Here is a 21,676-nt window from a genome sequence, read left to right as displayed (position 1 = left end):
TTGTCGCCGCACCCGTCGCTCGTCGCGCGGATCCGAGAAATCGATTCCCCATCTTATGCATGAGATTGCCGAACCCGCTTGCATTCTGTACGCTCACGGCGAGAAAGCGATTTCTCGAACTATCTCAGATACGCCGAACCGGCCGAGCATCGACGCGGGTCGGCGCACCACGGGCCACGAACGGCACGACCACGAACAGAAGGAGACCTCGATGCGCGTCCTCGTCACGGGCTCGGCCGGGCGGCTCGGCCGCAGCACCGCCATCGGGCTGGCCCGCATCGGCCACGAGGTGATCGGCGCCGACCGCGAGATCGCCGGCCTCGACGGCGTCGACGAGCGCGGAATCGACCTCGTCGACGAGGCATCCGTCGCCCGCCTGCTCGCGGAGGTCCGCCCCGATGCCGTCGTGCACCTCGCGGCCATCGCCGTGCCGTTCAGCGCCCCCGAGCGCCACATCCTGGTGACGAACACCACGCTCGCGCACACGGTGCTCGCGGCCGCTGCGAACGCCGGAGTCGAGCGCGTGCTCGCGGCCAGCAGCCCGACCGTCATCGGCTACGGCACGCCCTCGTGGCGGCCGTCGTACCTGCCGCTCGACGAGGCCCACCCGGTCGCGCCCTCGAACGCGTACGCGGTCTCGAAGGTGATGATCGAGGAGCTCGTGCGCACCTTCGCCCGCACCGCGCCCGGCGCGTTCGGCTTCTACCGTCCCTGCTACGTCGTCTCGCCGGAGGAGTGGTCGGGCGCCCCGACCCAGCAGGGCCACACCATGGCCGAGCGCCTCGCCGACCCCGCACTCGCCGCGGTCAGCCTGTTCAACTACGTCGACGCGCGCGACGCGGCCGACTTCGCGAACGCCTGGCTCGCCGCGCCCGCGTCCGCCGTCGACGGCGAGGGCTTCTTCGTCGGCGCCGCCGACGCGCTCGCCGTGGAACCCGTCGCCGACCTGTGGCGCGAGTTCGCCCCGGCACTCGGCGAGGCCGCGGACGCGCTGACGGGCACCCGGCCCGTCTTCACCTCTGCCAAGGCCGCCGAGCGTCTGGGCTGGCGCCCTCGCCGCAGCTGGCGAACCGAGCTGTCGTTCGCCCGCCCGGCCGCGCCCACGCCCCTGCGCACGTGCCCGCCCGCGCCGCCACGCCCGCACCCTCGCGCACCTCCGCCCCCGCGCCCGCACACGTGCCGGATTCAGGAGATCGCACGCTGCTCAGGACCGAATCCGGCATTTCGTCCTGATCCGGCGCCGATCTCCTGAAACCGGCACCACCAGCCCCAGCCCGCCGGTTCACAGCCCACCAGCCACCAGCCACCAGCCACCAGCCACCAGCCACCAGCCACCAGCCACCAGCCACCAGCCACCAGCCACCAGCAGCATTGGAGTCGCAGATGACCCTCTCGTTCGACGGAGTCCTGTTCTTCCCCGTCACGCCGTTCGACCGTCGGGGTCGGGTCGACCTCGACCGATTCGCCGAGCACGTCTCGAGCCGACTCGACTTCGCGCCCGGCGGCGTCTTCCCGGCGTGCGGCACGGGCGAGTTCCACGCCCTCTCGACGCGCGAGATCGGCGACGTCGTGCGCGCCGCGGTCGACACGGTGGCCGGGCGCGTGCCGGTCATCGCCGGTTCCGGAGGCTCGCTGGGCGATGCGCTCGAGACCGCCCGGGCGGCGGCGGATGCCGGGGCCGACGGCCTGCTGCTGCTCCCGCCGTACCTCGTGTCGGGCACGACCGACGGGCTCGTCGCCTGGGTCGACGCGATCACGGCGGAGACCGACCTGCCCGTCGTCGTCTACCACCGCGGCACCGCCCGGTACACGCCGGGCGCGATCGCGCGGCTGGCCGAGAACCCGAAGGTCGTCGGCTTCAAGGACGGCACCGGCGACATCGGGCTCGCCCAGGAGATCGTGCTCGCCGCGAACGCCACAGGCCGCGAGTTCGCGTTCTTCAACGGCCTCCTGACCGCCGAGCTCAGCCAGGGCGCCTACCGCGGCATCGGCATCCCGCTGTACTCGTCGGCCGCGTTCGCGATGCTCCCCGAACTGGCGTCGCTGCACTACCGCGCCTACGAGTCGGGCGACGAGGCGACGCGGATGTCGCTCCTCGAGGAGTTCTACCGCCCGCTCGTCGCGCTGCGCGACGAGACCCCCGGGTTCGGCGTCTCGCTGATCAAGGCCGGCCTGCGGTTGCGCGGCGTCGACGTCGGCTCGGTGCGCCCGCCGCTGGTCGACCCGACGCCGGCGCAGGAGCAGCGGTTGCAGGCCATCCTCGACCACGGCCTGGAACTCGCGGAGCGATTCGCAGCGACCGCGGCGACCGCAGCGACCACCGCAGCCTCGGCGGCCGCCCCCGAGTCGCCCGCCCCCGAGCCGGCCGCCGCGCGATGACCGCCACGATCCGCCGGATCGACGTCCGGCCGCTGCGGGCGGAACTCCGCCGCCCGTGGGGTCCCGACGTGCGCGACCTGACGTTCCTCGCCGTCGAGGTCGAGGACTCCGACGGCGCCGTCGGCGACGGCTTCTCGTGGACGCCGACCATCGGTGCGGCATCCGTGCGGGCGATGCTCGAGCACGACATCCGCGACTGGGCGATCGGCAGGCCTGCCGACGCGACCGAGGTGTGGGAGCCGCTGTGGCGGCACCTGCACGAGGCGGGCGGCGGCGGCGTCACGACGATCGCGATGGCCGGGCTCGACCTGGCCCTGTGGGACCTCGCCGCGCGGCGCGCGGGGGCATCCGTCGCCGACCACCTCGGGCGTCGCCGCGATCGGGTACGCGCGTACGGCAGCGGCATCAACCGCCACTACCCGTTCGACGAGCTCGTGGCGCAGGCCGAGCGCTGGGTCGCGGCCGGGTTCGACGCGGTCAAGGTCAAGGTCGGCCTGCCCGACCTCGCCGATGACGTCGCACGCGTGCGCGCCGTGCGCGAGGTCATCGGGCCCGACCGCGGGCTCATGATCGACGCGAACCAGCTGTGGACGCTCGACCAGGCGCTGCGCGCCGTGGACGCGCTCGCCCCGTTCGGCCTCCGCTGGATCGAGGAGCCGCTGCGCGCCGACGACCTCGCGTCGCACCAGCGGCTCGCCGCGCACCTCCGGCTCGCCGACGCGTTCGACGTGCCGATCGCAGTCGGCGAGAACCTCTACACGCGCTACCGGTTCGCCGAGTACATCGACGCGGGCGTCGCGCGCATCGTGCAGCCCAATATCGTGCGCGTCGGCGGCATCACGCCGTTCCTCGAGATCGCGAAGCTCGCGGAGTCCCGCGGCGTGCAGTTGGCCCCGCACCTCCTGCTCGACCTCAGCGCGCAGCTCGCGATGGCGGTTCCGCAGGAGATCGCCGTCGAGGCTGCGGAGGATGCCTCCCTCGCCGAGCTCGGCGTGCTCGCCGACGATCCGCCGGTCGCGGTCGACGGCGGCTGGGCGCGCGACACCTCGCAGGTCGGGCTCGGACTCCGGCTCGCGGCATCCGTGCCGACGCCGGCCTGAGTCGCCGCGCCGCCCGTCCCGCCGCGCACCTGCGCGCCGACCCGAACCCGCCTACCCTGAACACGGCCCCGAACACGGAGGATCGACGATGACCGACCTGACCACCGCACCCGCGACATCCGATGCCGAAACCGGCGCGACCGGATCCCCGGTTGATGCCGCGGCCGCCGCGGCCCGCACCGCGTTCGCCGCGACCGTCGCGTCGACGGCCGCGGAGCGCGCCGCCTGGCTGCGCGCCGTCGCCGATGCGCTCGAGGCGGCGCGCGACGAACTCGTCGCCCTCGCCGACGAGGAGTCGCACCTGGGCCCGGTGCGCCTGAACGGCGAGCTCAGCCGCACCACCAACCAGCTGCGGTTGTTCGCCGACGCCGTGCTCGAGGGCTCCTACCTCGAGGCGACGATCGACCACGTTGACCCGTCGGCGATCCCGCCCCGACCCGACCTCCGCCGCATCCTGCGGGCGCTCGGCCCGGTCGCGGTGTTCAGCGCCTCGAACTTCCCGTTCGCGTTCTCCGTCGCGGGCGGCGACACCGCATCGGCCCTCGCCGCCGGATGCCCCGTCATCGTGAAGGGGCACTCGGCCCACCCGCGCCTGTCGGCGCGCACCGCCGAGATCGTCGCGGGCGCCCTGGCCGCCGCCGGAGCCCCCGACGGGATCTTCGGCCACGTCACCGGGCGTGAAGCGGGGGTCGCGCTGGTGCAGCACCCCGAGATCCGCGCGGTCGGGTTCACGGGGTCGCTGCACGGCGGCCGGATCCTCTTCGACCTCGCGGTCGGACGCCCCGATCCCATCCCGTTCTACGGCGAGCTCAGCGCCGTGAACCCCGTGATCATCACGCAGGCCGCCCTCGACGCGCGCGCCGACGAGCTCGCCTCGGGCCTCGCGGGATCCTTCACGCTCGGCGCGGGGCAGTTCTGCACCAACCCGGGCGTCGTGTTCGTGCCGGCCGGCAGCGGCTTCGCCGAGCGGGTCGCGACGGCGGTCGGGGCCGAGCCCGCGGCCGTGCCCATGCTCACCGACGGCATCGCGTCGGCGTTCGCCGGCGGGCTCGCCGACCTGGCCGCCCGCGACGGCGTCCGCCTCGTCGCCGGGTCCGTCTCCCAGCAGGCCGCGACCGGATCGGCCGTGGTGCTCGGGACCGACGCCGCGACCGTCGCCGCCGATCCGCAGGCCCTGTTCGCCGAGTGCTTCGGTCCGTCGACGCTCGTGGTCGAGTACGACGACGTCGACCAGGCGCTCGACGCGATCTCGCGCGTCGGCGGCAGCCTCACCGCGACGGTGCACGCCGAGCCCGACGAGGACGTCGCCGAGATCGTCGCGGTGCTCACCGAGATCGCCGGCCGCGTGCTGTTCGCGGGCTGGCCGACGGGCGTCGCGGTGAGCTGGGCCCAGCAGCACGGCGGACCGTGGCCGTCGACGACGACGATCCACACGTCGGTCGGCATGACCGCGATCCGCCGGTTCCTTCGCCCGGTCGCGTACCAGGATGCCCCGGCGCACGCGCTGCCGGCCGAACTGCGCGACGACAACCCGCTCGGCATCCCGCAGCGGGTGGACGGCGTGCTGGTGGTGCCCTCGGGCGCGTAGCCCGCGGGCATCGGCTCGGGGCGTCGGCCCGCGGGCGGTCGGGCACCGCGTAGCCTCGGAGGATGCCCCGCCAGCACGTCGCCAGCTACCTCGCGGCGGCGACGCCGCCCAGGCTCGCGGTCGGAGGCATCACCGTCGCGATCCCGGTGCTCGCCGTCGAGCAGACGGGCGACGTCGCGCTCGGCGGCCTGCTCGCGGCGGCGACCCTCGCCCCGAGCATCGTCGCGGCGCCGTTCGTGGGCGTGCTGCTGGACCGCAGCCGCAGGCCCGGTGCGCTGATCGCGATCGCCGCCCTCGTGATGGGCGTCTCGTACGGCGTCGCGGCGTTCCTCGGCCCCATCCCGGCCTGGGCGGTCGCGATCGTCCTGCTCGCCGGCGGGGCATCCGGCCCGTTCGTGATGGGCGGGCTCTCGAGCTTCGTGACCGAGCGCATCCCCGACGAGCGCCGTGCGTATGCGATCGACGCGCTCGCCTACAACCTGGGCTCGGTGGTCGGCCCTGCGGTCGTCGCGGCCGCGGCGGCGCTCGGCTCCGCCCGGCTCGCGACGCTGCTGATGGCGGCGAGCGCGCTCCTCGGCGCGGCAGGCACCCTCCCGCTCGGCCTGCAGCCCCTGGGGGCGCCGGCGCGCGGGTCGATGCTGCACACCATGGCGCGGGGCATCCGGCACATCGCCCTGCACCGCCCGCTCGCGATCGTGACGGCGAGCGGCACGCTCAGCCAATTCGGCGCCGGCGGACTCGCGATCGCGGCGGTCGCGCTGTCGCTGCAGCGCACCGGCGACGCCGACCAGGGCGCCGTCGTCGTCACCGCCTTCGCGATCGGCGGCCTCATCGGCGCACTGTGGAACTCGAGCCGGCCGGCGCGCCTGCGCCCCGAGGCGACGATGGGCTGGGGGTTCGCCGCGACGGGGGTGCTGACCGTGCTCGCGGCCCTCGACCTCGGCCTGTGGTGGACGGTCGCGGCGATCGGGGCATCCGGCCTGTTCACGGCGGCGAGCGCCGCCGCGATGCTGCTGATCCGCAAGCAGCAGAGCCCGCCCGCACTGCGGTCTCAGGTGTTCACCGTCGGTGCAGGGCTCCGGGCCGCAGCCGCCGCGGCCGGCGCCGCGGTGGCAGGGCTCGCATCCGGACTCGGCGCAGGCCCCCTGCTCGTGCTCATCGGCCTCAGCTGGATCGCCTCGGGCGCGATGCTCCTCGCCTACCCGCGCGACGCCCAACCGATCGACCGCTGAGCGCAGCGCCGTCGACCGCCCGGCCCATGGCCTGCACGCGTGCGGGTTTCGCCCTCGCGTGCGAGGAACTCGGCGCACGCGTGGGTGGAAGCCGCACGCGCGACTGAAACCCGCACGCGTCGGTGAAGCCCGCTCAGGTCCCGAGCTCGAGGTCGGCCACCAGCACCGGCTCGCCGGTCTCGAGCGACCGGTTGCCGGCGATGCCGACCGACACCGCGCGCACCCCGTCGGCGTAACCGGCGACCCGCGCGAGCGGCGCGTCATCCGTCACCCGTCCGAACAGGTGCCGCAGCAGGAACGCGTCGCCGCCGCCGTGGCTGCCGATGCCCTTCGGGATCTCGACCGTCTCGGCCTGCTCCCAGTGCCGCTGCACGACGAGCCGCTCCGAGTGGGGGCGGATGTCGTCGGCCGGCACGTCCTCGGGGTGCATGCTCGGGTCGACGACGACCCTGCCGTCGGCGCCCACGAGCACCGACCCGCGCTCGACCACCTCGAGTTCCGCGCGGCCTTCGGTGCCGTTGACCGTGACCCGGTATCCCTCCCACGGCGCGTGCGCGTTGAGCGAGTAGCTCAGCGTCGCTCCCGAGTCGTAGTCGACGAGCGCGGCGAGGTTGTCCTCGATCGTGATGCCCGGGTCGAACACGTCGCGGTCGCGCAGGTAGCCGTCGTGGTGCTCCTGGTCGAGGTAGAGGCGCTTGAGGCGCGCATCGGCCGCCAGGTCGAGGGCGAACGGGTCGCCGGATGCCCCGGTCCCCCGCTCCGGCCTCGCGCCGAGGCCGCGCGCTGCGGCGTTCTCGGCGCCGTAGAACCGCAGGCCGCCGCTCGCGAACACGCGCACCGGCGCGGCCTGGATCCACCAGTTCACGAGGTCGAAGTGGTGCGATGCCTTGTGGATGAACAGCCCGCCGGAGTTCCGCTTGTCGCGGTGCCAGCGGCGGAAGTAGTCGGCCCCGTGCACGGTGTCGAGCGCCCATTCGAAGTGCACGCTCGTGACGCGGCCGATGCGCCCGTCGGCGATGACCTGGCGAAGGGTCGAGTTGCGCGGGCTGTACCGGTAGTTGAACGTGGTGATGACCTCGCGGCCGGTCTCGGCGATCGCGTCGCCGATGCGCCGGACGCTCTCGGCGTCGATGGTCAGCGGCTTCTCGACGACGACGTCGGCGCCGGCCCGCAGCGACCGCACGATGAAGTCGGCGTGCGTGAAGTCGGGTGTGGTGATGACGACGCGGTCGACCTGCTCGTCGACGATCATGCGTTCGAGCTCGTCGGGTGCGTACCGCTTCGGCACCGGATGCCCCGCCGCCGTGAGCTCGCGTTCGTACACGTCGAGCCGGCCGGGGTTGAGATCGCTCCACGCGACGAGCTCGGCGAGCCCCGGCACCTCCTCGGCACCGGTGAAGGTGCCGCTGATCGCCTCGAGGTACATGCCGGCGCGGCTGCCGGCTCCGATCAGGGCGTACCGTTCGCGTCGCGTCATCGCGTGCTGCTCCTCGTGGTCGTTGTGGTGCTGGAATCGATTTCCCGTGTATGGACGGGTGTTGACGGCCCATCGACGAAGGGTTCGGGAAAGCGCTATCTCGCTCCGACAGTTGTAGCAGATCCCCGCCGCCCGGCCAACCGACGTCCGCCGCGTCCGAGGACGCCGTGCCGCGCGAGACTCCTCGCGCTAGCATGTGTGATCCCCTTGAACCCGCGTGGAGGACCCGATGAGCGCGACCGACCGCACCTCCCCCGCAACCCTCCACGACGTGGCCCGCGAGGCCGGGGTCTCGCTCGCCACCGCGTCCCGATCGCTGAACGGGAGCACGCGCAAGGTCAACGAGGAGTACCGCTCCCGCGTCCTGGAGGCCGCGGCCCGCCTGAACTACACGCCGAACCTCTCGGCGCAGGCCGTCGCGAGAGGCACGACGACGACCGTCGCCCTGCTCGTCGCCGACATCGCCGACCCCTACTTCTCGTCGATCGCTGCGGGCGTCGTCGCCGAGGCCGACGGCGAGCATCTCATCGTCACCATGGCGGCCACCGAGCGCGATCCGGCACGCGAGCTCGAACTCGTGCGACAGCTCCGCGGGCAGCGTCCCAGGGTCATGATCCTCGCGGGGTCGCGGCCGCTCACGGACGCCACCGACGGCGCCCTCACGGCCGAGCTCTCGGCGTACGAGGCATCCGGCGGTCGCGTCGTGCTGATCAGCCGGAACGAACTCGACTTCCCGACCGTTCCCCTCGACAACCGCGGCGGCGCCGAGCGCCTCGCGCGCGCGCTGGTCGACCTGGGCTATCGGCGGTTCGCCGTCGTCACCGGCGACGAAGGCCTGCGCACCGCGGCCGACCGGCTCGACGGATTCCGCGCCGGGATCGAAGCCGCGGGGGGCCGGCTCGACGACGCCGACGTCATCCGCTCGGCGTTCACGCGCGACGGCGGATACGACGGCGCGAAGCGGCTCATCGATCGCGGCCTCGACGGCATCGACGCCGTGTTCGCGACGAACGACGTCATGGCGGTCGGCGCGCTGTCGGCGATCCGCGACGCCGGGCTCGAGCCGGGACGCGACCTCGCGATCGCCGGATTCGACGACATCCCGACGGTGCAGGACGTGACGCCCGCGCTCACGACCGTACGGGTCCCACTCGAGGAACTCGGCCGGCGCGCACTGCGCCTGGCGCTCGAGGGCGCGCCGAACGAGGGCGAGGCATCCGGCGCCGACGCGCCCGTGGTGGCGACCGAGGTCGTCCTGCGCGCCTCGACACCGGGCATCAGCCGCGCCTGACCGCCGCGGCGCCGCACCGGTCGGCGGCCGCACGACCGGCCGCGCGAGCGTTCGCACTCGCCGTGCTTGCGGCCGCGCCGACGCTGTGGCACACTTTGGTAAACGCTTTCCGGCGCCGGGGTCCGCCCCACCCGCCACGGCGGCCACGCACCCGCATCCCAGGCTCGAAGAGGAACCACACCATGGCAGACCAGACCGCCCCCCAGTCCATCGGCATCATCATGAACGGCGTCAGCGGCCGCATGGGGTACCGCCAGCACCTCGTGCGCTCGATCCTCGCGATCCGCGAGCAGGGCGGCGTGCTCCTCGCCGACGGCGAGACGCGCGTGCAGGTCGAGCCGATCCTCGTCGGCCGCAGCGAGAAGAAGCTCGCCGACCTCGCCGCCAAGCACGGCATCGAGCACTGGACGACGAACCTCGACGAAGCGCTCGCCGACGACCGCTGGCAGATCTACGCCGACTTCCTCGTGACGAAGGCCCGAGCGGCGGCGCTCAAGAAGGCCATCGCGGCGGGCAAGGCGATCTACACCGAGAAGCCGACGGCCGAATCGTTCGAGGAAGCCCTCGAGCTGGCGCGGCTGGCCGACGAGGCCGGCATCAAGAACGGCGTCGTGCACGACAAGCTCTACCTGCCGGGGCTCCAGAAGCTCAAGCGCCTCATCGACTCGGGCTTCTTCGGCCGCGTCCTGAGCGTCCGCGGCGAGTTCGGCTACTGGGTGTTCGAGGGCGACTGGCAGCCCGCCCAGCGCCCGAGCTGGAACTACCGCGCCGAGGACGGCGGCGGCATCATCGTCGACATGTTCCCGCACTGGAACTACGTGCTCGAGAACCTCTTCGGTCGCGTCGAGTCGGTCTATGCGAAGGCCGTGACCGAGATCCCGCAGCGCGTCGACGAGCGCGGCGAGGCGTACGCCGCGACGGCGGATGACGCGGCCTACGCGATCTTCGAGCTCGAGGGCGGCGTCGTGGCGCAGCTCAACTCGAGCTGGACCACGCGCGTCAACCGCGACGAGCTCGTCGAGTTCCAGGTCGACGGCACGCACGGCTCGGCCGTCGTGGGGCTCTTCGGCTGCAAGATCCAGCCTCGCAACGCGACCCCGAAGCCGGTGTGGAACCCCGATCTCGCCGATGAGCACGACTACGCCGGCGACTGGATCGAGAGCCCGGGCAACCGCGACTTCCAGAACGGGTTCAAGGAGCAGTGGGAGGAGTTCGTCCGCCACGTCGTCGAGGACGCCCCCAACCGCTTCGACTTCCTCGCCGGCGCCCGCGGCGTGCTGCTCGCCGAGGCCGGCCTGCAGTCGTCGGCCGAGGGACGTCGGGTCGAGATCCCGGTGGTCACCCTGGCGACCGGTGCGCAGGCGGATGCCGCAGCGGATGCCTCGGCCGTCGCCGAAGCCGCCGACGACGAGCTCTCGGCCGAGTTCGCCGGAGCCCGCTGATGACGTCGCTCACCCTGCTCGCGGCCGACGGCGCGCTCAGCGCCGTGCCGCTCGCGACGGCTCCGGCGTTCCGCAAGCCGACCCAGCCGCTGCGCAGCCGCGTCGCGTACGCCGCAGCCCACGTCGTGCCGAAGCCGTTCGCCGACAACACGCCGGGGCAGCCGGCCGAGATCGACTGGGACGCGACCCTCGCGTTCCGCCACCACGTGTGGTCCTGGGGCCTCGGCGTCGCGGACGCGATGGACACCGCGCAGCGCAACATGGGCCTGGACCCGGCGGCGACGCGCGAGCTCATCTCGCGCAGCGCGGCCGCGGCGAACTCGGTGGGCGGCAAGCTCGTCGTGGGCGTCAACACCGACCACCTCGAGCACGAGCAGGTCTCGCTCGACGAGGTGATCGACGCGTACAAGCAGCAGCTGCACCACGCCGAGGACTCGGGCGCGGGTGCCGTGCTGATGGCGAGCCGGCACCTCGCCAGGGCCGCGCGCAGCGCCGACGACTACCGCCGCGTGTACCGCGAGGTGCTTGCCGCGGCGTCCGCGCCCGTCGTGCTGCACTGGCTCGGCACCGCGTTCGATCCGCAGCTCGAGGGGTACTTCGGCTCGACCGACTGGCAGGCGGCGGCGCAGACGCTGCTCGAGATCATCGACGCCGACGCCGACCAGGTGCAGGGCGTGAAGATGAGCCTGCTCGACGCCGACGCCGAGATCTCGGTGCGCGAGCGCCTGCCCGAGTCTGCGCGCATGTTCACGGGCGACGACTTCCACTACGTGAGCCTGATCGCCGGCGACGGCTCCTCGCACTCGGACGCGCTCCTCGGCGCGTTCGCCGCGCTCGCGCCGAACGCGTCGGCGGCGATCCAGGCGCTCGACGCCGGCGACGAGGCCGCGTACCACCGCATCCTCGGGCCGACCGAGGCGCTGTCGCAGCAGGTGTTCGCCGCGCCGACGTACTACTACAAGACGGGCGTGGCGTTCCTGTCCTGGCTGAACGGCCACCAGGTCGCCTTCCAGATGGTCGGCGGCCTGCACGCCGCACGGAGCCTGCCGCACCTGTCGCGCATCGTCGAGCTCGCCAACGCCTCGGGCGCACTCGAGCGGCCCGAACTCGCCGCCGCGCGCTGGCACGAGCTGCTCACGCTCAACGGGCTCGACCCGGCCGCAGCGAGCGCCGCACCGGCCGTCGAGGTCGCCGGAGTCCCCGCCGAGGAGGTGCTCGCGTGAGCACGCTGCCGAGCCCGAGCCCGAGCCCGAGCCCGAGCCGGAGCACGGGGACGGTCCCGGGTACGAGCCCGGGCAGGCCGCACCCGCGCCTCTCGATGAACCAGGGCACGATCAAGCGCTCGACGCTCGACGACGCGCTGCGTGCGGTCGCCAGCGGCGGCTACGAGTCGATCGGCCTCTGGCGCGAGCCGGTGCAGGAGGTCGGCCTCGCCGAGTCGGCCCGCCGGCTCAGCGCGAGCGGGCTGCGATTCTCGACGCTCTGCCGAGCCGGATTCTTCACGATGGAGGAGGGCCCGGCACGCCGGGCCGCGATCGACGACAACCGTCGCGCGATCGAGGAGACGGCCACGCTCGCCGCGGCGGGCGCCGACGGCTCCGCCGCCGTGCTCGTGCTGGTCGCGGGCGCGATCCCCGACGGCTCTCGCGACGTGATCGGCGCTCGCGAACGGGTCGCGGACGCGCTCGCCGAGCTCGCGCCGGAGGCTGCCGCGTCGGGCGTCACGCTGGCCATCGAGCCGCTGCATCCGATGTTCGCGTCGGACCGCTGCGTGGTGACGACGCTGAAGCAGGCGCTCGACCTCGCCGAGCCGTTCGATCCCGCGGTCGTGGGCGTCACGGTGGACACGTTCCACATCTGGTGGGATCCCGAGGTGCTGCCGCAGATCGCGCGCGCCGGGGCATCCGGTCGAATCGCGACCTACCAGGTGTGCGACTGGAAGACGCCGTTGCCCGCGAACGTCCTGAACAGCCGGCACTACCCGGGCGACGGCGTGATCGACTTCGCGACCCTGACCCGTGCCGTCGAGGCGACGGGTTATGCCGGTGACGTCGAGGTCGAGCTCTTCAACGACGACATCTGGGCTGCACCGTTCGACGAGGTCGTCGCCCGCACGGCGGCGAGCTTCGGCGAGGCCGTCGCCCCGCACCTCGCGCCGGTCGATTCGGCCGCCGCCGTTCCGGCGCCGGCGACCGCGGTCTGACCGCGACGGCGGACGTCGGGCGTCGCTAGGCTGGATCGGTGCCGTTCGACCTCCGCAGCCAGTCCGTAGACCGTCGGTCCGAGGCCGTGCTCGCGGCGCACGGACTCGAATACCGGCTCGTCGACCCGAACGATCGCGACCGCTTCGACGCCTGGGTCGAGGCCGACAACCGCGGGTTCCACCACGGGCGACCCCGCGAGGTCGACCTCCAGCACGAGCGGGCGAGCTTCGCCGATCGGCGGGTGCACGGCGTCTACGACCCGACGAGCCCCGAGTCGCGCATCCCGGTCGCGACGATCTCCAGCTGGCCGACCGGACTCAGCATGCCCGGCGGCCGCGGTGTCGACGCGTGGGCGATCAGCTCGGTCACGGTCGCGCCGACGCACCGTCGTCGCGGCATCGCCCGCGCGATGGTCGAGGCCGAGCTGCGCGATGCCGTCGACGTCGGTGCCGCGCTCGCCGTGCTCACCGTGAGCGAGGCGACGATCTACGGCCGGTTCGGCTTCGCACCGGCCACCCGCGCGGCGACCGTCGAGATCGATCGGCGGCGCGCCCGGTGGATCGGTCCGGATGCCCCGGGCCGCACGCACCTCGTCGACCCGCGGTCGCTCCGCGAGGTCGCTCCGCAGGTGATCCGCCGCGCGGTCGCCCGCACCCCGGGCGAGATCGACCGGTGGCCGGCGCTGCTCGACAAGGTGCTCGGCCTGGTCGATCCCGAGTCCGACGCGTCTCGCCGCACCCGGGCCGTGCGCTACGACGACCGCAACGGCGAGACGCAGGGCTTCGCCACCTACCGCATCACGCGCGACGCCAATCAGGCGGGCGTCCTCGAGTTCGACTTCCTCGCGGCGGCGACCGACGACGCCGAGCGGGCACTCTGGCGCTCGCTCATCGAGGTCGACTTCATCGACAAGGTCCGCGGGCTGCTCCGCTCCCCCGACGAGCCCCTTCCCTGGCTGCTCGACGATCCGCGCGCGTTCCGCGTCGCCGAGGTCGTCGACCACCTCTGGGTGCGGGTGCTCGACCCCGTGGCGGCCCTCCGCGCGCGCCGCTACGGCTCACCCGGGTCGCTCACGATCGAGGTGACCGACCCGCTCGGTTTCGCGGCGGGCACCTTCGAGCTCGAGGTCTCAAACGGCGGCCGCGCCGAGGTCAGCCGGGTCGAGTCGTCGGATGCCTCGCCGGCGGCGTCGCGCCGCGGCCTCCGCGCTGCCGGCGGAGGCATCCGCCTGAGCGTGAACGAACTGGGCGCGATCCTGCTCGGCGACGTCCGCCCGTCGACGCTCGCCCGTGCCGGGCGGGTCGTCGATGCCGGCGCGGTGGAGCTCGCCGACCGCATGTTCGCGACGTCGAAGGCACCGCAGCTGAGCATCTGGTTCTGACGCGCGACCGTCGAAACCCTTCGCCCGTCATCCCGGCGATGAGAGCGCGACCGCTCGACAACGCTTTCCAGCCGGGGCTCCGGTGAGTGAAGAGTTACTGACTCGTAAGTAAGTTATGTGACCGTTATCATCGGATGCTTCCGGTGCCGCGATCCACGCGCCAGTATGGCCCTGCCGACGTCGACGAAGACGGCGGAACCCGGAGGGGTCGACCTCACCTTGATGAAGGGGAGAGCCGTGAAGAAGACTTCATTGGTCTCTGTTGCAGCGATCGCCGGAGCGTCGGCGCTGCTGCTCGCAGCCTGTTCCAGCGGAAGCGGTAGCGGTAGCGAGGAGGGCGGCGGCGGCGAAGCGGCCGGCACCCGCGCGTGCGTCATCCTTCCCGACGCGGCGTCATCGCCCCGCTGGGAGAACAACGACCGCACGTACCTCGAGCAGGGCCTGGCCGACGCCGGGTTCGAGACCGACATCCAGAACGCCCAGGGCGACACGAGCAAGTACGCGACCATCGCCGACCAGCAGCTCAGCAAGGGCTGCGGCGTGATGCTGCTCGTCGACTACAACGGCGCGGGCGCCGCGGTCGCCGAGAAGGCCAAGGCCGAGGGCATCCCGGTCATCGCCTACGACCGCCCGATCGAGGGCGCCGACTACTACGTCTCCTTCGACAACGTCGAGGTCGGCCGGCTCGAGGGCCAGTCGATCGTCGACGGCCTCGCCGCCGCAGGCAAGGACCCGGCTTCCGCAGTCGTCGTGTACATGGGCGGCGACCCGACCGACGGCAACGCCAAGATGTTCCACGACGGCGCCGTCGAGGTGATGGAGGGTGCGGGCATCTCGCCGGCCGCCGAGCCGCCGGGGGTCTGGGACGGCGACGAGAGCGCGACGAACTTCGAGAACGCGCTGACGTCGCTCGGCGGCAAGGTCGACGCGGTCTGGGTCGCCAACGACACCAACGCGGCCGGCGTCATCACGGTGCTCGACAAGAACAACCTCGTCGTGCCCGTCTCCGGCCAGGACGCCTCGATCGCGGGCCTGCAGAACGTGCTGCTCGGCAAGCAGACCGCCACGGTCTACAAGCCGATCAAGGAGGAGGCCGACGCGGCCGTCGAGCTCGCCATCGCGCTGCTCAACGGCGAGTCGCCGACCGCCGACCAGGAACTCGAGGACGGCACCCCCTACATCGCGGTCACGCCCATCCTGGTCGGGCCGGAGGAGGTCGTCACGGTCGTCGAGGCCGGCGACGCGGACGCCGGCGAGCTGTGCCAGGGCGAGGTCGAGGCCAAGTGCGCTGAGTTCGGCATCGAGTGACCCACCGGTCGGGGCTCCCGGCGACGCCGTCGCCGGGAGCCCCGACCCATCCGGCTCGCGAGCCGAAACGCGTGTCGCAGCTGCGGCACGAGACAGCGTCGTCTGAAAGGAACCCGGCATGGAAGTGCCGCTCATCGAGCTCACCGGAGTCGTCAAGGGCTTCGGACCGGTCAGCGTCCTCAAGGGCGTCGACCTCAAGGCGTACCCGGGGAAGGTCACTGCGCTCGTCGGCGACAACGGCGCCGGCAAGTCGACCCTGATCAAGGGCCTCGCCGGCGTCCAGCCGTACGACGGGGGCACCGTGCGCTTCGACGGCGAGGAGGTCGCGCTCCACACGCCGCGCGACGCGGCGCGACTGGGCATCGAGGTCGTCTACCAGGACCTCGCCCTGTGCGACAACCTCGACATCGTGCAGAACATGTTCCTCGGCCGGGAGGAGACGTCGTTCGGCACGTTCGACGAGGGACGCATGGAGCGCGAGGCATCCGACACGCTGCGCTCGCTGTCGGTGCGGACCGTGAAGTCGGTCCGCCAGAAGGTGTCGAGCCTGTCGGGCGGCCAGCGCCAGACCGTCGCGATCGCCCGCGCGGTGTTGAAGAAGGCGCGGGTCGTCATCCTCGACGAACCGACGGCCGCGCTCGGCGTCGCCCAGACCGAACAGGTGCTCAACCTCGTCACCCGCCTCGCCGAGCAGGGCGTCGCGGTCATCATCATCAGCCACAACCTGAGCGACGTCTTCCAGGTCGCCGACCACATCAACGTGCTCTACCTCGGCCAGATGGTCGCGTCGCTCGAGACGCGACAGACGAACACCGACGAGGTCGTCGGCTACATCACCGGAACCCGGATGCAGGCGGGAGCAGGCGCATGACCACGCAACGGCAGTCCCCCGCACCCGACACGTCGGTGACCGATGTCGCTCCCGACCTCATCGGCAGCGGTCACGAGGGCACGATCGGCGACCAGGTGCGCGCCTGGCTCCAGCGGGTGCGCGCCGGCGACATGGGCGCCCTCCCGGCCATCGGCGGGTTCATCGTGCTCAGCGTGATGTTCTCGATCCTGAGCCCCTTCTTCCTCACCGAACGCAACTTCGCGAACCTCATGACGCAGGCCGCGACGCTCGTGATGCTCGGCATGGCGCTCGTGTTCGTCATCCTCCTCGGCGAGATCGACCTGTCGGCCGGCGTCACGGCAGGCGTCTCGATGTGCCTGTTCATCGTGCTCGTGAACGTGCAGGGGCTGCACTGGCTGGTCGCCCTCCTGATCGCGTTCGCGGCCGGGCTCGCGATCGGCACGTTCATCGGGTTCTTCGTGGCGAAAGTCGGCATTCCATCGTTCGTCGTGACGTTGGGCCTGTTCCTCGGGCTCCAGGGGTTCGAACTCATGATCATCGGCTCGGGCGGGCTGTACCGCGTGCAGATCCCCGAGATCCTCGCGATCCAGAACAGCAACCTGCCGATCTGGGCCGGCTGGGTGATGCTCGCCGTCATCCTGGCGGTGTCTGCGTCGACCTCCTTCTGGGACCGCGCACGCCGTCGCCGCGCCGGCGTCGCGAACCGCACGATCGCACTCGTGTGGATCAAGCTCGGCGTCATCGCGGTGCTCGGCGGGCTCGCGGTCTACATCTTCAACCAGGACCGCGGGCAGTCGGTGAAGGCCGTCCAGGGCGTGCCGATCGTCGTGCCGATCGTGCTCGCGATCCTCTGGATCGGCACGTTCGTGCTCGACCGCACCAAGTACGGCCGGTACATCTACGCGATCGGCGGCAACGCCGAGGCCGCCAGGAGATCGGGCGTGAAGGTCGTGCTGATCCGCTGGACCGCGTTCATCGTGTGCTCGACCCTGTCGGTGGTCGCGGGCGTGTTCATGATCAGCAAGGTCGGATCGGTGGATGCCGCCGCCGGTCGCGACCTGGTGCTGAGCGGCGTCGCCGCCGCCGTCGTCGGCGGGGTGAGCCTCTTCGGCGGCCGAGGCCGGCTCCTGCACGCCGCGATCGGCGCGCTCGTGATCGCCGTGATCACGAACGGCCTGGGCCTGCTCAACCTGCCGGCGGGCGTGAACTACGCGGTGACCGGTGGCGTGCTGATCCTCGCGGCCACGGTCGACGCGGTGTCGCGGCACCGCGCCGGCGGCCAGGTCCTGCGCACCTGATCTGCACCCGAGCCGGCCCACGCCGGCCGGGCTCAGGGCCAGCCCTGAAAAGCGTGCCACCCGTCCGCGCCCACCTCCGGGCGCGGACGGGTGCGCGTACGGTGGCGCGCGTCCGACACCATCCATCTCGCGCACCGGCCCTCGGCATTCCCCCGACCGAACACGGCCACCGCCGGTTCGGCGCGCATCCCTGGGGAGGGAACGCCATGAGACACGCCGCCGCGCACTCCATCGTGCCGCTCAACGTCCCGCATTCGCGCAGTCACGAGGGCCGGTTCGGCCGGCTCTTCGGCCGGGGATTCTCGGTCTGGGAGCCGCCGGGCGCCGGTGACCTCGAGAAACAGGTCGCGATCCACGACTTCGCCGTCAACGAGATGTTCGCCGACGGCGCGCCGCCGGACTCGACGATCCCGGTGGGATACACCTATCTCGGCCAGTTCGTCGACCACGACATCACGTTCGACCCGCAGTCGAGTCTCACCCGCCACAACGACCCCGACGGCCTGCAGAACTTCCGCTCGCCCCGGTTCGACCTGGACAGCCTCTACGGGCGCGGACCCGACGACCAGCCGTACCTGTACGACCAGCAGCGACCGCTGCACGACGGCTTCGCCGGGTTCCTCCGGACCGGGTTCGGCGAGAACGGCACGGAGCCCGACCTGCAGCGCAACTCCGACGGCATCGCCGTGATCGGCGACCCGCGCAACGACGAGAACGTGATCGTCGCCCAGATGCAGCTCGCCTTCGCGCGGTTGCACAACGCCGTGCTCGAGCGGCTCGCCGAGGCATCCGACGCGGCGCTCTCGACCGGACGCAAGCTGTTCCTCGAGGCGCAGCGCATCACCGTGTGGTTCTACCAGTACGTCGTCTGGAACGACTTCGTGTCGCGCATCGTCGACCCCGCGGTGTTCGCGAAGGCCGTCGAGTTCGACGAGGACGGCGGCGACGGCGGCGGACCGAGGTACGACGTGAGGTACGGGCTCGACGACGTCTACGACTGGAGCGTGAACCCGTACATGCCCGTCGAGTTCTCGGTCGCGGCGTACCGGTTCGGGCACTCGATGATCCGCGGCGAGTACCAGCTCAACTTCCCGCTCCAGGGCGGCACCGGCATCGAGTTCGGCAAGCCGATCTTCGTCGCGCCGCCCGTGCCGCCGACGCATCCCGAGACGCCGGGGCCCGCCGACCTGCGCGGCGGACGCGCCCTGCCCGACCGGCACTCGCTGCAGTGGGACTGGTACTTCGACTTCGCGTCGTCGCGCCGCCCGCAGTTCCCGCAGTTCGCGCACAAGATCGACATGAAGCTCTCGCGGTCGGTGTTCAACATCCCCGCCGGGCCGAACGCGTCGAATCCGTTGGCGGAGCTCAACATCCGGCGCGGCTGGAAGATGGAGCTGCCGCCGGCGTCCGAGGTGGCGACGGCGCTGCACATCGATCCGATCCAGGGCCTGCACCCGATGGAGGAGTCGCTCTGGGTGTACGTCCTGAAGGAGGCGATGCAGGAGCACGACGGCGAACGGCTCGGCTCGGTCGGTTCGACGATCGTGGCCGCGGTGTTCTCGGGCCTGCTGCGCGGCGACGAGTTCTCGTACCTGAACAAGGCGCCCCGGTGGACGCCGGCGCACGAGCTCGTCGACGGCGAGCCGCTGTTCGAGAAGGTCTCGGATGCCGCCGCCGAGTCCCGTGGCGAACAGCCCCGGGCCGTGTGGGAGATGGTGGACCTGATCCATGCGGCCGGGATGCCCGAGGACGTGCCGCAGACGGCCGCGTTCTTCGGCACGGCACCGGTCGCTCCGCCGCAACCGTAGCGACGCGACTGCGCGGAGCGGGCGGGCGGATGCCGAGGCATCCGCCCGCCCGCTCGCCGTGTCTAGATCGAGTCCTGTCTCGGGAAGACGACCTTCTCGATGATGATGATGAGCGAGGCCGCGACGGGGATCGCGACGAGCGCGCCCATGACGCCGCCGAGCGTGCCGCCCGCGACGGCCGCGATCACGACCAGTGCGCCGGGCACGGCGACCGCGCGGTTCATGATCCGCGGGCTCAGCACGTACGCCTCGACCTGCATGTAGACGAGGTAGTAGATGATCGCGGCGAGCGCGGTGATCGGCGACGCGATCAGGCAGACGAGCGAGATGACGATCGCGCCGGTGAGCGTGCCGACGAGGGGCACGAGCGAGCAGAGGAAGGCGATGAACGCCAGCAGGATCGGCGACGGCGCGCCGATGATCGAGAGGTAGATGAAGCTGAGGACGCCGTTGATGAGGCCGAGCGCGACCTGGCCCATGACGTACCGGCCGACCGATCCAGTGATCTCGTCCGACAGGTCGAGGAAGCGCTGCCGGCTGGTGGCCGGTACGAACCGGGCGGCGTAGCGCTCCATCGATCGCAGCGAGGCCATGAAGTAGAGCATCAGGATCAGCACGATCACGACACCGGTGAATCCACCGGCGATGCCTGCACCGACGGCGAGCACGCCGCCGCCGAGCGATGCGAGGTGCCCGGGGTCGGCGAGCCAGGTCGCCGCGTCCTCGATGATCGTCTCCAGGTTGAGCTGGTCGCCGAACAGGCCCTGCGCCCAGACGACGATCGGGCTGTCGGCGAGTCCCTTGCCGATCTCCTCCCAGTTCTCGATGAGGAACGCCGTCTGCTGGACGATGATCGGCACGATGGTCGCGACCAGGATGGCGACGATGCCGAGCACGAGCGCCACGATGACGAGGATCGACACCCAGCGCGGCATCCACCGCTCCAGCCAGGTGACGAGCGGATCGAGGCCGAGTGCCAGGAACAGGGCGAACACGACGTAGAGGATGACGGTCGTGAGCTGCCCGATCACGCTGCCGAGCAGGAGGGCGGCGAGCACGCCGAGCGCGCCGACGAACCCGATGCGGAACGCCCGGATCTTGAACTCGGGTCCCCGGCTGTCGCCGTTGGTCGTGAGCTCGGCGACCGGCGGCGGCGACGGGATCGGCGTGGTGCGCGGCTTCCTGCGGATGACGGCCATATCGCGACGCTACTGCGTCAGCCCTTCATGCCCCAGAAGCGGCGCGCGGGCCGGGCGGATGCATCGTGACGCGCACCCGCACGCCGGCCGGCCCTGCGTGATCTGCGACCGGCTCCCGCTGCGGCGAGTTCGTGCACGAGGTCGCGCATGACCGCGGCGACGTCGTGCGCGGTCGGCCTCGCCGACGGATCGGCGTGCGTCATCGCGGCCAGCAGCTCCTGCCAGTCCTCGGGCAGGTCCTCGGGCACCTCGGGGTCGCGTGCCAACCGCCCGAGCGCGGACTCGATCGCCGTGCCCGAATACTCCCGTTCCCCCTTGAGCGCCTCGAGCAGCACGAGCCCCAGCGAGTAGACGTCGCTGGCCGGCCCGACCTCCTCGCCGCGCGCCTGCTCCGGCGAGATGTACGCGGCCGTGCCCATGATCGCGCCGTCGGCCGTGAGCCGCGACGAGTCGACGTACTGGGCCACCCCGAAGTCCGCGAGCTTCGCGATCACGGAGTACCCGAGCGCGGGCGTCTCGTCGAGCAGGATGTTCTCGGGCTTGACGTCGCGGTGCACGACGTCGTGGCCGTGCACGTAACTGAGCGCGTCGGCGACCTGGGCCCCGATGTCGGCGACCGACCGCGGCTTCAGGGCCCCGATGCGGATGCGGTCGGCGAGCGCGTGCCCGGCGACGTGCTCCATCACGAAGAACCGTCGCGCTGCGCCGCCGTCGTGCACGAAGCCCGCGTCATGGACGGCGACCAGGCCCGGGTGCGAGAAGCCGACGAGCAACTGGATCTCGCGCTCGCGGCGGAGCCGGTCGTCGGCGGTGTCGTGGTCGGCGCGGAACACCTTGACGGCCACCTCGCGCCCCAACACGGTGTCGCGGGCGAGGTAGACGTCGGCCATGCCGCCCGAGCCGATGAGCCGCGAGGCCTCGTACCGGCCGTCGGCGGTCGGGGCCGCGGCGAAGGCGGCCGAGTCGAAACCGGCGGCGTCGAAACCGGCGTCGAAGCCGTGCAGGCGACGAGCGGAACGGGCGTCGATCATGGGTTCCTCCTGCGAGCGGTCCGGGAGCTCCGCGCGGTGGGGGCGCGGTCGGCTTCGGGGATCGTATCCGCCACGGCCGACATCC

Annotated in this window: 17 protein-coding genes; 14 read left to right on the top strand and 3 right to left on the bottom strand. The window is 72.1% G+C overall.

What is annotated here, in order from left to right:
• Window positions 1–211: 211 nt before the first annotated feature.
• The 5 genes from ELQ40_RS04865 (at window position 212) to ELQ40_RS04840 (ending at window position 6,299) form a co-directional block, all read left to right on the top strand.
• Window positions 212–1,252 carry an NAD(P)-dependent oxidoreductase gene (locus tag ELQ40_RS04865; RefSeq protein ID WP_127792677.1) on the top strand — a complete coding sequence of 347 codons (1,041 nt, stop codon included), beginning with the start codon at window positions 212–214 and terminating at the stop codon, window positions 1,250–1,252.
• Window positions 1,253–1,383: 131 nt separating this feature from the next.
• Window positions 1,384–2,379 (top strand): 5-dehydro-4-deoxyglucarate dehydratase, encoded by a 996-nt coding sequence (locus tag ELQ40_RS04855; protein WP_127792675.1) that lies wholly within the window; start codon window positions 1,384–1,386, stop codon window positions 2,377–2,379.
• A complete protein-coding gene (locus ELQ40_RS04850) occupies window positions 2,376–3,479 on the top strand; it encodes a mandelate racemase/muconate lactonizing enzyme family protein (protein ID WP_127792674.1) in 1,104 nt (367 codons plus the stop codon). Before ELQ40_RS04855 ends, ELQ40_RS04850 begins: the two co-directional genes overlap by 4 nt.
• A gap of 88 nt (window positions 3,480–3,567) precedes the next feature.
• Window positions 3,568–5,067 (top strand): aldehyde dehydrogenase (NADP(+)), encoded by a 1,500-nt coding sequence (locus tag ELQ40_RS04845; RefSeq protein WP_127792673.1) that lies wholly within the window; start codon window positions 3,568–3,570, stop codon window positions 5,065–5,067.
• A gap of 62 nt (window positions 5,068–5,129) precedes the next feature.
• Window positions 5,130–6,299, top strand: coding sequence for an MFS transporter (locus tag ELQ40_RS04840; RefSeq protein WP_127792672.1), 1,170 nt, complete (start codon window positions 5,130–5,132; stop codon window positions 6,297–6,299).
• 133 nt (window positions 6,300–6,432) lie between these two features.
• Here the strand turns inward: ELQ40_RS04840 and ELQ40_RS04835 are convergent, their stop codons facing one another.
• A complete protein-coding gene (locus ELQ40_RS04835) occupies window positions 6,433–7,776 on the bottom strand; it encodes a Gfo/Idh/MocA family protein (RefSeq protein WP_127792671.1) in 1,344 nt (447 codons plus the stop codon).
• 229 nt (window positions 7,777–8,005) lie between these two features.
• On the opposite strand from ELQ40_RS04835, the gene ELQ40_RS04830 reads away from it, so the two are divergent.
• The 9 genes from ELQ40_RS04830 (at window position 8,006) to ELQ40_RS04790 (ending at window position 19,361) form a co-directional block, all read left to right on the top strand.
• On the top strand, window positions 8,006–9,067 hold the full coding sequence (locus tag ELQ40_RS04830) for a LacI family DNA-binding transcriptional regulator (protein WP_127792670.1): 1,062 nt from the start codon (window positions 8,006–8,008) through the stop codon (window positions 9,065–9,067).
• A 182-nt stretch (window positions 9,068–9,249) separates the two neighbouring features.
• On the top strand, window positions 9,250–10,509 hold the full coding sequence (locus ELQ40_RS04825) for a Gfo/Idh/MocA family protein (protein WP_127792669.1): 1,260 nt from the start codon (window positions 9,250–9,252) through the stop codon (window positions 10,507–10,509).
• Entirely contained in the window at window positions 10,509–11,732 is a 1,224-nt protein-coding gene (locus tag ELQ40_RS04820) for a dihydrodipicolinate synthase family protein (RefSeq protein ID WP_127792668.1), read from the top strand. The genes ELQ40_RS04825 and ELQ40_RS04820 overlap by 1 nt, the downstream gene beginning before the upstream one ends.
• A 95-nt stretch (window positions 11,733–11,827) precedes the next feature.
• A complete protein-coding gene (locus ELQ40_RS04815; RefSeq protein ID WP_127795132.1) occupies window positions 11,828–12,712 on the top strand; it encodes a sugar phosphate isomerase/epimerase in 885 nt (294 codons plus the stop codon).
• Window positions 12,713–12,798: 86 nt separating this feature from the next.
• A complete protein-coding gene (locus ELQ40_RS04810; protein WP_164863473.1) occupies window positions 12,799–14,094 on the top strand; it encodes a GNAT family N-acetyltransferase in 1,296 nt (431 codons plus the stop codon).
• Window positions 14,095–14,331: 237 nt separating this feature from the next.
• A complete protein-coding gene (locus ELQ40_RS04805; protein ID WP_127792666.1) occupies window positions 14,332–15,402 on the top strand; it encodes a sugar ABC transporter substrate-binding protein in 1,071 nt (356 codons plus the stop codon).
• Window positions 15,403–15,520: 118 nt separating this feature from the next.
• The gene (locus ELQ40_RS04800) at window positions 15,521–16,273 is read left to right on the top strand and encodes an ATP-binding cassette domain-containing protein (RefSeq protein WP_127792665.1); all 753 of its coding nucleotides are present in this window, start codon (window positions 15,521–15,523) and stop codon (window positions 16,271–16,273) included.
• On the top strand, window positions 16,270–17,553 hold the full coding sequence (locus tag ELQ40_RS04795) for a sugar ABC transporter permease (protein ID WP_127792664.1): 1,284 nt from the start codon (window positions 16,270–16,272) through the stop codon (window positions 17,551–17,553). The genes ELQ40_RS04800 and ELQ40_RS04795 overlap by 4 nt, the downstream gene beginning before the upstream one ends.
• Window positions 17,554–17,759: 206 nt before the next feature.
• Window positions 17,760–19,361, top strand: a complete 1,602-nt coding sequence (locus tag ELQ40_RS04790) for a peroxidase family protein (RefSeq protein WP_127792663.1) — start codon at window positions 17,760–17,762, stop codon at window positions 19,359–19,361.
• Window positions 19,362–19,423: 62 nt separating this feature from the next.
• On the opposite strand, the gene ELQ40_RS04785 is transcribed toward ELQ40_RS04790, so the two are convergent.
• Both ELQ40_RS04785 and ELQ40_RS04780 read right to left on the bottom strand, forming a co-directional pair.
• Window positions 19,424–20,560: an AI-2E family transporter gene (locus ELQ40_RS04785; protein ID WP_127792662.1), complete on the bottom strand. Its 1,137-nt coding sequence runs from the start codon at window positions 20,558–20,560 to the stop codon at window positions 19,424–19,426.
• Window positions 20,561–20,577: 17 nt separating this feature from the next.
• Window positions 20,578–21,591, bottom strand: coding sequence for a serine/threonine-protein kinase (locus ELQ40_RS04780; RefSeq protein ID WP_164863472.1), 1,014 nt, complete (start codon window positions 21,589–21,591; stop codon window positions 20,578–20,580).
• Window positions 21,592–21,676: the final 85 nt, after the last annotated feature.

Origin of the sequence: Agromyces sp. LHK192 (assembly GCF_004006235.1) — a bacterium.
Taxonomy (GTDB): Bacteria; Actinomycetota; Actinomycetes; order Actinomycetales; family Microbacteriaceae; genus Agromyces.
This window is presented reverse-complemented; position numbering and strand designations above follow the sequence as displayed.